10 protein-coding genes are annotated in these 12,354 nt (G+C 29.4%); 6 read left to right on the top strand and 4 right to left on the bottom strand.

Annotated elements, in window-relative coordinates; genetic code table 11:
- Nucleotides 1–29: 29 nt before the first annotated feature.
- Nucleotides 30–716: a YjjG family noncanonical pyrimidine nucleotidase gene (locus tag LPB302_RS12895; RefSeq protein WP_053973163.1), complete on the bottom strand. Its 687-nt coding sequence runs from the start codon at nt 714–716 to the stop codon at nt 30–32.
- Between the two features lie 83 nt (nt 717–799).
- Between LPB302_RS12895 and LPB302_RS12890 the strand changes: the two genes are divergently transcribed.
- Both LPB302_RS12890 and LPB302_RS12885 read left to right on the top strand, forming a co-directional pair.
- The gene (locus tag LPB302_RS12890) at nt 800–2,032 is read left to right on the top strand and encodes a lipopolysaccharide biosynthesis protein (protein ID WP_231658696.1); all 1,233 of its coding nucleotides are present in this window, start codon (nt 800–802) and stop codon (nt 2,030–2,032) included.
- Nucleotides 2,019–3,623, top strand: a complete 1,605-nt coding sequence (locus tag LPB302_RS12885; RefSeq protein ID WP_053975262.1) for an asparagine synthase family protein — start codon at nt 2,019–2,021, stop codon at nt 3,621–3,623. Before LPB302_RS12890 ends, LPB302_RS12885 begins: the two co-directional genes overlap by 14 nt.
- On the opposite strand, the gene LPB302_RS12880 is transcribed toward LPB302_RS12885, so the two are convergent.
- From LPB302_RS12880 to radC, 3 genes are read right to left on the bottom strand one after another with little or no spacing between them, the layout of a single operon-like run.
- Complete coding sequence (locus tag LPB302_RS12880; RefSeq protein ID WP_053973165.1) at nt 3,620–4,528, bottom strand: GNAT family N-acetyltransferase; 909 nt, start codon at nt 4,526–4,528, stop codon at nt 3,620–3,622. The two genes, LPB302_RS12885 and LPB302_RS12880, sit on opposite strands and share 4 nt — an antisense overlap.
- Nucleotides 4,529–5,833, bottom strand: coding sequence for a polysaccharide deacetylase family protein (locus LPB302_RS12875; protein ID WP_053973166.1), 1,305 nt, complete (start codon nt 5,831–5,833; stop codon nt 4,529–4,531).
- Nucleotides 5,834–5,863: 30 nt separating this feature from the next.
- Nucleotides 5,864–6,550 carry a RadC family protein gene (gene radC / locus LPB302_RS12870; RefSeq protein WP_053973167.1) on the bottom strand — a complete coding sequence of 229 codons (687 nt, stop codon included), beginning with the start codon at nt 6,548–6,550 and terminating at the stop codon, nt 5,864–5,866.
- 110 nt (nt 6,551–6,660) lie between these two features.
- On the opposite strand from radC, the gene trkA reads away from it, so the two are divergent.
- From trkA to LPB302_RS12850, 4 genes are all read left to right on the top strand, one after another.
- Nucleotides 6,661–8,007 (top strand): Trk system potassium transporter TrkA, encoded by a 1,347-nt coding sequence (trkA, locus tag LPB302_RS12865; RefSeq protein ID WP_053973168.1) that lies wholly within the window; start codon nt 6,661–6,663, stop codon nt 8,005–8,007.
- Nucleotide 8,008: 1 nt separating this feature from the next.
- The gene (locus tag LPB302_RS12860) at nt 8,009–9,508 is read left to right on the top strand and encodes a TrkH family potassium uptake protein (RefSeq protein ID WP_053973169.1); all 1,500 of its coding nucleotides are present in this window, start codon (nt 8,009–8,011) and stop codon (nt 9,506–9,508) included.
- Nucleotides 9,509–9,983: 475 nt separating this feature from the next.
- Nucleotides 9,984–12,119 (top strand): T9SS type A sorting domain-containing protein, encoded by a 2,136-nt coding sequence (locus LPB302_RS12855; RefSeq protein ID WP_053973170.1) that lies wholly within the window; start codon nt 9,984–9,986, stop codon nt 12,117–12,119.
- A 25-nt stretch (nt 12,120–12,144) separates the two neighbouring features.
- Nucleotides 12,145–12,312 (top strand): hypothetical protein, encoded by a 168-nt coding sequence (locus LPB302_RS12850; protein ID WP_176966474.1) that lies wholly within the window; start codon nt 12,145–12,147, stop codon nt 12,310–12,312.
- The last annotated feature ends 42 nt before the right edge of the window (nt 12,313–12,354 follow it).

The raw sequence follows: 12,354 nt of genomic DNA, 5'->3' as shown, positions 1-12,354 counted from the left end.
TAAATGTTTAAGTCTTAACGTAATTACAATTATAGATATTGCTTTAATTCATGCAGTGCTGTAATACTTTCAAAATCTGAATTTTCAATAGCCTCTTTCTCAAAATTACAATGAATTGCTTTTATTCCAGAATTAATTGCTCCATAGATATCTGCTTCAATACTATCTCCAATCATAATTGAATTATTGGCATTTGCGTTTGCTTTCTCTAAAGCAAATTCAAAAACTCTAGGATTTGGCTTTTTAACCCCTACAGATTCTGAGGTTACAATAACATCAAAATAATCTAAAATTTTAGAAGATTCCATCTTTTTAGCTTGAATTTCCTCAAATCCATTGGTTATAATATGCAAGTTATACTTGTCTTTTAGGTAATCTAGTATTTCGAAAGTACCATCAAATAAATGATTAAAATGGGGCAGAAAATCGATGTATTCAATTGCGATCATATCTATTACCTCATCAGAAATTTCAAAATCGATAGCGTCAAAAGTATTTTTTAGTCTAGAATATCTAAGCTCACTCTTTGTAATTTTTTCTTCTCTGTACAATCTCCAGAACTCTAAGTTCAAAGGTTTGTAGACTTCTAAAAACTTATCTAAATCAATTGTTATGTTTTGTTTTTCAAACACTTTTTGAAACGCCAAGTCAGAATTTTTTTCAAAATCCCAAAGTGTGTGATCTAAATCAAAAAATACGTGCTCTATCTTTGCCATTTTCCTTTATATTTGAATACACTATTTAGGTAAGTAATATGCAACTATTTTCTTTTTTAAAAAAAGAGTTTGTAAAAAATGTTTTGACATTAATTACGGGCTCTGCTTTAAGTCAGGTTGTTATTTATGCCTCTATTTTATTACTTACTAGATTATTTTCTGCAGAGCTGTTTGGTATTTATGTACTCTTCTCTTCAGCCACAATAATTCTAAAACCTTTGGCTACCTTACAATTCGAATTTTCGATTGTTTTACCTAAAAAGGATGAAGATGCTATTAATTTATTTGCTTTTTCTACATTGATCTTAATTTTGTATTGCTTTCTTTTATTGTTCATCATCGTAATTTTTAAAATTGAAATCTTAGCATTTTTTAATATATCATCTCTATCAAGCTTTATTTACTTACTACCATTGAATGTTTTTCTATTTGGATTAATTTCTAATTTCGATTATTGGAATAATAGAAATGATAATTTTAAAGCCATATCTAAAGGTCTTTTGGTAAAATCATCTACTATGAGTGCCACACAAATAGCAACTGGATATTCAACCTATGCCACTATTGGGTTGATACCTGGAATGCTTTTGGGTCACTTATTACAATTGGTGTATTTACTAAAAACATCTTTTAATAGTATACAAGTTTTATCTAAAAAGGTATCTCTCTCTAAGATGATTTTGTTGGCAAAAAAGTATAAAGACATTCCTATTTTTAATTCTATCATTAACCTTACCAATAACCTCTCTAATGAATTGCCTGTTTTATTGATTACAAAATATTTTGGCTTAACCAGTTCAGGAATTTATGGTTTAGCAGTAAAGTTTATGAGAGCACCTATTGGTGTTGTACAACAATCTGTTAACCAAGTGTTTTTTAATAAAGCAACCAAAATCTATAATGACCAAGGAAATTTATACGAACTTGTTTTAAAAACTGCCAAGCACCTATTGGTAATTAGTGTAGTAATTTTTAGTCCTTTATTAATCTTATCATTTTACTTAGAATTCCTTTTTGGAGAAGGTTGGACAAATGTTGGTTTATATGCAAGGATTTTAATTCCATGGTTATTTTTTGCTTTTTTAAGCAATCCTTTAAACTCATTAATATTGATTTTAAACAAGCAAAAAACAATGGTTGTTTTAGACCTTACTTTACTTGTATTTCGATTTTTAGCATTATTTAGTGGTTACTATTTTTATAATAATATTATTATAGCTTTAGCCTTATTTTCTATAGTAGGCATGATTTTTAATATTGTTATCTTTATCTATCTACTGCAAACATCAAAAGAAAAAAAGATTGCTTACCAATAAAAATATTTACTTAAAGTTTAACCTCGGTTTCAAATGGTATAGCTCAAAATCTATAGCTGTAAAAGGTTATTTTTATGTTGATGATGTTTTCTATGAAAAAGAGGAAGCGTTAAATTATTTAGATAAGAATCTAACACATAATAACAGAAAAGATATTTTTGAACGCTTAAATGGTGTTTTTACTATATTAATTTCTGAAGGAGACCATTTAGAAATGGTTTGTGATGTTACTAGACTTTTTCCTTTATTTTATACAATTAAAAATGACATTCTATTTGTTAGCGATGATATTCAACTTTTGAAATCAAAAATTAAAACCAATCAATTTGATAAACTTTCAAAGTTAGAATTTAAAGCATCTAATCATACTCATTGTAACAAAACTCTTTTAAAAAATATTTTTCAATTAGAAGCTAGTAAATACCTCATATTTAATAAAATCAACATATTAAATAATCAATTTTTATTTCATTATTCTATTAAAAAAGAAAGTTCAAATAGTTTTAAAAAACTAAAATCTGAGGCTATTCAAACAATAGAGAGCACCTTTCTACGTTTTCTAAAATCTATAAATAACAAAACTATTTTACTACCTTTAAGTGGTGGTTTCGATTCTAGATTGTTAGCTGTATTTCTGAAAAAACACAACTACAAAAACGTAATTTGCTTTACTTATGGTAGAAAACAAAATTTTGAGGTAGAGAATTCTAAAAAAACAGCCAAACAACTAGGATATAAGTGGTTCTTTATTGAGTACTCTACTGAATTAATTGCAAATTTTTTAGAAACAAACGAATTTTTAGAATATGCTCATTTTGCTGGCAAATATTCATCTATGCCATATTTACAAGAATATTTCGCTGTAAAGTATTTAAAAGAGGAACTTAATGTTCCTAATGATTCTATTGTTGTACCAGGTTTTGCTGGCGATTTTTTAGGTGGTAGTGAGTACAATAAAGTTTCTACAAATCTTAAAACAGAAAAAATAGCTGATGCTATTTTAAATATTAAACTAAATAATTTTAAAGTATCTAATTCTGAAAAATCTAAATTAAAAGAAGTGATGGAAAATAATGTACTAAAGATAGATAAAAGATACGAAACTAAAATTCCATCAACAGTTTTTGAAGATTATGTACTAAAAGAAAGAATTGCAAAATACATATTCAATTCAGCCAGCTATTATCTCTATTTTGGTTTCGAAGTTCGGTTTCCTTATTGGGATTTAGAACTTTTAAACTTTTTTAAAGAGCTACCTATTCAGTATAAAAAAATGAAAAAGTTTTATGATGATGTTCTTACTTCTGAATACTTTGAAAAACACAAAGTGAATTTTGAAAATGAAATTCAACCAAAAAGTTCTGATTTAGTTAAACAACGAATTAAAGATAAAATCAAACCACTTTTAACTGATTCTTTAAAAGCAAAAATCTTAAAAAAACACGATTGGAATAATTACGAACCAATTACAAAACAAATGCTTCTACAAATAAAACAAAATGGTTTAAATGTTAATAGAAGTTATAAAGACTACAATGAAATTATTTCTCAGTGGTATATTTATTTCTGTGAGAATAAATTACAAAACTAACCCTTAATTTTTTTTAATAAACTAGGTAAATTATTGTATTTTATTTGCTGATATTCTTTCGTTTTTGCTCCAAAACTTAAAAAATAATTAGCGATACTTTCCATAGAAGAACCTCCAAAATTAAAGAATTGATATTGGTTATGATACTTCTGAATAGCAGTATGAATCAGAAATGTATTTTCGCCATTTTTTCTAAAATTAAAATCGGTAGAAGATACTAATATTGTTACTGTATTTTTATGTTTTAAGAAAAATCCTGAAGCTACCAAATCATTATCACTATTGTAAATAGACAACACCTCTCCTACTTTTTTTTCAATGCAAATGGTTAATAATTGTAATAAATTAGAATAGTCTTTCTCTACTAAGAAAGGTGTTCTTTGTCCAACATTATTCTTAAATAATTGTATTAACTTTTTAGGATCATCATTCCATTTTACCTGTAGTTCTGCTTTCTCAGCTTTTTGCAAGTCCTTTTTTCTGTCCTTTCTAAAACTCTCTAGTATTTTATCAGCATCATCACTTATATTTAGGATTTGCATTTGCCTAGTGACTAAAAAAGAAGTCTTTTGCTGAATATTATTACAAGTATTTAATTTACTTTCTGCAAATTTAAATTTCGAAAATAACACTTTATAAAACTGTTGAAAATCGATAGCCTCTTCAGCTGAAAAAACACCTAATTCCAATACCCAAAAAGGTGGATACACATATTTTACAAAACCTTTTTTACGCCAACAAATAGGCATAACAGCTTTATAATCTTCTAATACTAAAACAGACCAGTTTTCTGCAACAATATCTAAATACCAAGTGTACGCAGAAAGCCTACTCTGTAAAGATTTCTCTATACAAAGATTATATTTTTCTTCATCTATAGCTGTTCTTTCTAAATACCTAATCATCTAAGATGTTGCAATTTTAAGCATAGATTCGTACAAACGTTTCCAACCTTTCCAACGTAAATAATCGCTTAAAGTTTCATTATGAAATAAAGTAATAAATGTACCATTTACAGCTTTTACCTCATTTCTTAAATCTCTTATTCTACCCAAAGATTGTTTTGGGGTAAGTTTCATATAATCGTTTAAAGTGGTATCCATTAAAGCAAATGGAAAAACCTTTAAAGGAGTTTGAATTTCAAAATCTAAATCGTAAAAATAAAAGGGGGTACAAGTACCAGCTCTAAAACCTACATTACTTGCATAACCCATTGAATAATCTTCCTCTATTTCTAAATCTATTAAAAGTTGATAGGTTTCTGGTAAACTAAAACGTAAATAATGTTGTCTAGAACTTTTTAGTGGTGTGTTTGTAATACCCTCTAAACGTTCTTTTTCTTTTTTTATTAAGGCTGAGTTTTGCATCGAAAAATAAGAAGGATGCAGACCAACTCTTGCATAATCTACCATTTCTTTAATAAGCAATCTGTACTTGCTTTTAGCAACAGAAACATTGGTATCAAAAGTGGTATAATCGCCAACTAAGAAAAAGAAAATGGTTTTAACCTTGTATTTTTTCTTTAAAGCTAAAAATTGATCGAAGGTGTTATAAGGGTCTGCTTTTATATTTAAATTAACAGCAAGCCTGCTGATTACATTTAGAATTCTAAATCTGAATATATCATTTAAAAAACCACCTACACTTCTCACAAAACTTTTGTTTTTATACGCAAAAGCATTGTCTATATCTACAGTAGAAATATAATTATAGCTTCTTCTGCTATATTCATAATCTGGAAAATTCTCTTTTAAAACTTGCAGGAATTTAAATGCCCAAATATCGACTACAGGTTTTTCTAAAAATCCTTTTTTAAAAGCCAGACTTTGTTCTGCTGTGAACCTTCCATGAATATCTTTTACATGAGGTAAATATTCTTCATAACGTGAAATAAGATAAAAACTGGCTGCAAAAATATCGAAAGGAATAGAAGATTTTACATTGGTGGCAAAAAAGCAAGGCACATTATCCCATTTGTTAATGATTATCTCTAAATCATTCACTCCTTGCTCAAACAACAAATCGTTACTTTTTATAAAAAACTCATTTCCTAAAGGCGTTTTTGTATAACTAATTTTAGGCCCATTATGTGCAACAAACTCTTCTACTTTACTTGTAAAACTCACAGGAATCAATAGCGTTCTTGTTACTATATGTTTAAAAATATAGCGAACTCTAGGCGTTATTTTATGTGAGTAAATTAAAATCATATCTACATTTAAAATTGGATAGAATGCTTTTTAAAGCACCCCTTCATCTGCAAAGCTAAAATACCATTTTTCGGTAATTATAAGATGATCTAAGAGTTTTATATCTAAAGTTGAGCCAGCTAATTTTATTTTTTCTGTAAGTTGTTTATCTGCTTGGCTTGGTTCTAATTTTCCTGATGGATGATTATGACACACAATCATACCAACTGATGCCAATTCTAAAGCCCTTTTAAACAATAACCTAACGTCTACTATTGTAGCCTTTAATCCTCCTTTACTGATTTGGTTTTTTGCCAAAACTTTATTTGAATTGTTTAAAAATAGTACCCAAAACTCTTCATGCTCTAAATCTCCAATAATGGGTTGCATTAAATCAAATACTGCTTTGCTACTGGTAATTTTTGGTTTCTCTAGTGCCCTTTCTAATTGTCTTCTTTTACCTAATTCTAAAGCTGTAATTATCGAAATTGCTTTGGCTCCTCCTATTCCTTTAAAGGTAGAGAGCTTTTCTACAGAGAGTTTGGCAAGTTCGTTTATGTTACCATCAACCGTTTGTAAAATTCGTTTAGATAAGGCAACTGCACTTTCTTGCCTATTTCCAGAACCAATTAAAATAGCAATGAGTTCTGCATCAGATAAAGCTGTTTTGCCTTTAGCTAATAGTTTTTCACGAGGTCTATCATCTAAAGCCCAACTTTTTATGGTTAGTTTTTCCATTCATCAATTTTTTCTAAAAATACCAAAAATGCCCTTTTAAAAAAGAAAAATCTTTTTAAAAGAAGTGTTTAGAGACTTTTGTATCTTTGCAGCAGATATCTATTTTTTATATGAAGATTATAATAGCAGGTGCTGGAGATGTAGGTTTTCATTTAGCAAAATTACTTTCTTACGAATCTCAAGACACTTATATCATCGACTTTGATGGCGAAAAATTAAACTACATTAATAATCATTTAGACGTAATTACTCAGAAAGGAGATGCTACTTCTATTAAGTTATTAAAAGAAATTGGTATTGATTCTGCAGACCTTCTTATTGCTGTAACAGATAGCCAAAACACTAATTTTACTATTTCTGTTATTGGTAAATCTTTAGGGGCTAAAAAAACAATTGCAAGAATTGACAATCCTGAGTTTTTAAATGACTGTGAAGTAGATTTTTCTAAGTTTGGTTTAGATTTTATGATATCGCCTCAAGAATTGGCGGCTAATGAAATTAAATTATTACTGAATCAATCTTCATTTAACGATACTGTTGCTTTTGAAAGTGGTTTATTTAATGTGATGGGTACTGAGTTATCTTACAAATCACCTTTAGTAGATTTAACTGTAAAAGAAGCGAAACAGAAGTTTTCTAATGTAGATTTTATAACCATTGCTATTAAACGTGAAAACGTTGCTCAAACTATTATTCCTAGAGGTGACACCACCTATCAAATAGATGATCAAGTGTATTTTTCTGTACCAAATTATAGTATGGAAGATTTATACCCAATTATTGGTAAAAAGCAATTCGATATTAAAAACGTTCTTATTTTAGGAGGTAGTAGTATTGGAGAAAAAACAGCTAGAAGCCTTTGTGAAGATAACTTTAAAGTAAAGTTGATCGAAAAAAATAGAGAGAAAGCAGAAATGCTGGCAGAAACCTTATGTGATACTTTAGTTATCAATGGAGATGGTCGTGATTTAGAATTATTAGAAGAAGAAAATATTAGAGAAACTGACGCGTTTATTGCTGTTACAGGTAATTCAGAGACGAATATTATGTCTTGCCTAGTAGCAAAATCTAAAGGGGTTAAAAAAACCATAGCTCTTGTAGAGAATATGGATTATATAGACATTTCACAAACCATTGGTATTCAGTCACTAATCAATAAAAAACTAATTGCTGCTAGTAATATTTTTAAGCACATTAGAAAAGGTGAAATCCTAGAATTAGCAAACTTACACAATATTGATGCAGAAGTTTTTGAGTTTGAAGTAAGACCAAATGCCAAAGTAACCAAACACCCAATTAGAGACTTGCGTTTTCCAAGAGAAGCTGTTTTTGGAGGAGTTATTAGAGATGGTAATGCTTTAATGTCTTTTGGAGACATGCAAATTCAAAGTGGAGATAAGGTAATCGTATTCTGTTTACCTGAAGCTATAGGAACTGTAGAGCGTTTTTTCAATTAAAATGAGAAACTTAAACCTTAAGATCATATACCGTTTTTTAGGCATCACTTCTATGTTAAATGGAGGTTTTATGTTTATCGCTTTTCCTTTTAGTTTTTTTTCTGGAGAAAAAGAAGGTTGGGGAATTCTTAATGCTGGTATTATCACTTTTTTTATTGGTTTATTATTGTTCTTTTTCAATAAACCCGATCATAAAAATATTCAGAAAAAAGAAGGATATTTAATTGTGACTTTTGGTTGGTTAATTTTGTCGATAACAGGAATGTTGCCTTATTTATTGTCTGGTGCCATACCTAGTGTTTCCAACGCTTTTTTCGAAACCATCTCTGGTTATTCCACAACTGGGTCTTCTATTCTAACCAATATAGAGTCTATGCCTAAAGGAATTCTCTTTTGGAGAAGTGCCACACATTGGATTGGAGGAATGGGAATTATCGTTTTAACCATAGCCATTTTACCGCTTTTAGGTATTGGAGGTATGCAGCTTTTTATGGCTGAAGCTCCTGGCCCATCTGCAGATAAATTACATCCAAGAATTACAGAGACTGCAAAACGTTTATATCTTATTTATGTAGTATTAACCTTTGCTGAGTTCTTTTTATTAAAAGCGGCTGGAATGACTTGGTTTGATGCCATAAACCATGCAATGGCTACTGTAAGTACAGGTGGTTTTTCTACCAAAACAGATAGTATTGCTTTTTATAATGGATCGCCTATTATTCAGTATATCATCATCTTTTTCATGTTTATAGCAGGTACAAACTTTGTACTTACCTACTTTGCTTTAAAAGGAAAAGTGAAAAAAGTGTATGAAAGTGAAGAGTTTAGATATTACTTTTTTGGAATACTTAGTATCTCTATTTTGATATCAGTAATCATTATTTTCTTTAAAGATGAAACTATGGTTACTACACTTGCACATCCAGAGGTATTTGGTAAAACAGAAAGTGCTATAAGACATTCGTTATTTATGGTAACTTCTGTAGTAACTACTACTGGTTTTGTGTCTGCAGATTTTACTATGTGGAATTTCTTTGCAACAGGAATTTTCTTTGCCTTATTCTTTACAGGTGGTTCTGCTGGTTCTACAAGTGGTGGTGTAAAAGTAGTAAGGCATATTGTAATGTTGAAGAACAGTTTTTTAGAGTTTAAGAAAGCATTACACCCTAATGCAATTATACCTGTAAGATATGATGGTAAATCTGTAAATCAGACCATTGTATTTAACATTATTTCGTTCTTTATTATCTACATGCTTATTTTTATAATGGCCTCTGTAACCTTAACTTTATTAGGGTTAGACTTTTTATCTGCCTTAGGTGCTGCAGCCTCTTCATTAGGGAATATTGGGCCAGCAATTGGTTCTGTAAGTCCTGTAGATAACTTCGCTCATTTAACTGCACCTGCCAAATGGTTTTGCTCTTTCTTAATGTTAATAGGTAGGCTAGAACTGTTTACAGTACTTATTTTATTTACGCCTTTCTTTTGGAGAAAGAATTAATAGCACTTACTGAATATAAATTTTACGACACTTAATCTATAGTACTTCCTAAACTATTTTATGTTTGTTCAGTATCTTTTATTAACTACTTAGTAAACTAATTTTAATTTATACTACTAGGTTTATTAAAATATACTAGTATATTTTATATTTTAATCTACTATATTTTTATAAAATTACTATAACCATGTAATAATAGATAGTTAAGTATGTACGACTTGCTTCCTTACTTACCAAAAAGAGTATACTTAGTTATATTATATTTCTTTTTTTGACATTAAAAATCAACTTCCTAAAAAGATAAAGAACCCTTGCTATTTTTTAAATCAATAAATCTATTTAATTACGCTAAGCATTAAATAATTATTAATAATAGACCTCTATTTTAAGAAATTATTAAATCTTAAAAATTCTACTTCCTTGATTTTTAATTGATCTACAAATGTTGTAATTTGAAAGTCTTAAAAACATAACTATGAAACAAAAAAACTATTTGAAAATCACCTTATTTATTTCATTCATTTTAACGACATCTATAACATTAGCTCAAAGTGTTATGATAACAACTGTAGTTGATGGAACTTTAAGTACTGGTGAATGTGGAGCAGGTTCAGGAACAACTAATCCTAGATTTGTAGAATTTTATGTTGATGGAACAATAAACTTCAATGGTTATAGTATGGGTTTCTCTACTAATGGCGGCTCTTTTGTAAAAAAAACACTAGATGGGTTAGGAACGATAACAGATAGTTTTATTTATGTAATTGCTGATGGTGATAGTGATACATTTACTAGTTTATATCCCAATGCAACTTTTACTACATTTTCTGGTACAATGAATGGTAATGAAGCTCTAAATATTACTGATGGATCTGATACTGTTTTAGATGCATTTGGTTTACCTTCAGATGTTACTAGTAGCACTGATTTTACAATGACTTGGTCATATCAAGATAGTTATGCAAAAAGAAATGATTTAGTTGCTGCAAATGCTACATTTAGTGCTAGTGATTGGACTTTTGGTGGTAATAACGCTTTAGATGGAGCAGATTGCGCTTCTTTATCAACAGCTGTAAATGCTCAATCTTTTGCTCTAAACACAACTACATGGACAGGAGGTACAAGTTCTGATTGGACAAATACCGATAACTGGAATAATGGTATACCAACGATTGGTTACAATGTTACAATCCCAGATGTGGCCACAGCACCAATTATTGGGACAACAGCTCAAGCGTATGCTAATGATTTAACTATTATAGAACCAGATGGAATAGTAATAAGTTCTGGTGGTTCATTAATAGTTGCAGGCACATCATCTGGAAATTTAACTTATAATAGAACAATTACTATTGATCCAGATGTTACAAAGTCATGGCATTTAGTATCCAGTCCATTCAATGGTGAAGATATGACAGGCATGATAGCCAATAATGCATTTCTAACCAATGGAAGTAGCGAAGTTAGCTTTGCTCCTTATGATAATTCTCAAGCAGTCTCGGATGACAGATGGGCGTATTTTGGTAATACAGCTAGTGATAATTTGGTAAATGGAAAGGGATACTCTACTAAAGTCTCTAGTGGAGATGTTTCTTTTACAGGAACAATAAATACTAGTAATGTGAATATTACACTGACTCAAGGAGGTGTATCTGGGAATAATTTTAATCTATTAGGAAATCCATTTTCATCAACAATTAGTAGTAGTGCTTTTATATCTAGGAATAGCAACGAATTAGTACAAAATGAAATTTATGTTTGGAATGAATCAACAGAGCAGTACCTAACAAAACTATCATCTGCAAACTTTAAAGTTTCTCCAGGACAAGGTTTCTTTGTAGAGGCAAACTCAACTAACAGTGTAGTATTTTCAAAAGGGTTACAGTCACATGAAACTGATGATTTTCAAAAAACCTTAAATACTAGGACAGAAGTTAAATTAAATATTACTGATGGTTCTTTAACTAGATTTGCAGATATATATTATTTAGAAAGTGCTACTACTGGATTTGATAATGGTTATGATGGAAAGTTATTTGGAGGTGTTTCTCATAGTTTAGCAATATTTTCTAATTTAGTTGATAATAGTAATACAGAAAAATACCAAATACAATCTTTACCAAACTCAGATTACGAGAATATTGTAATCCCTATTGGAGTTATTTCTGAAGCTAATAAAGAAATTGCTTTTTCTACTGAAGCTTCTAATTTACCTTCTGGTATAAACGTGTATTTAGAAGATAGGATTGAAAATACGTTTACTCAATTAAATGAGGCTAACTCAGAATACAAGATAACACCAACTGAAAAATTAAATGGTATAGGCCGTTTTTATTTACATACCAAATCTAGTTCACTTAGTACTGATAGAGTAGATTTAAATTCAATTCGTATTTATAAAACAAATGCTACCAGTTTAAGAATTGCAGGTTTAGCTCAAGGTAATTCAACGTTTAAGTTATTTAACTTATTAGGTAAAGAAGTATTAAGCACATCTTTTTCTACTAATGGAAATAAAGACATAACCCTACCCAATTTAGCTAGTGGAATCTATATTGTTCAGCTAGAAACTGAATCTGGAAAATTGAATAAAAAAATCACTTTAGAATAATTTACGAGATAAAAAGATAAAGAAGATGGAAAACAACAACAAGAAACAAGAAGACATTACTCGTAAAGAAGCGATAAAAAAAATTGGTAATTACGGAAAATATGCAGCTTTAACTGCATTAGGAACCTATATGATATTAAACCCTAAAAAAGCACAGGCACAAAGTCCTGAAGCTCCAGGAACTGGTTTTTAAATGAACCTTACAAAATAAAAAAACGCCTCAGTAATTGAGGCG

Source organism: Polaribacter dokdonensis (assembly GCF_024362345.1).
Taxonomy (GTDB): domain Bacteria; phylum Bacteroidota; class Bacteroidia; order Flavobacteriales; family Flavobacteriaceae; genus Polaribacter; species Polaribacter dokdonensis.
This window is presented reverse-complemented; position numbering and strand designations above follow the sequence as displayed.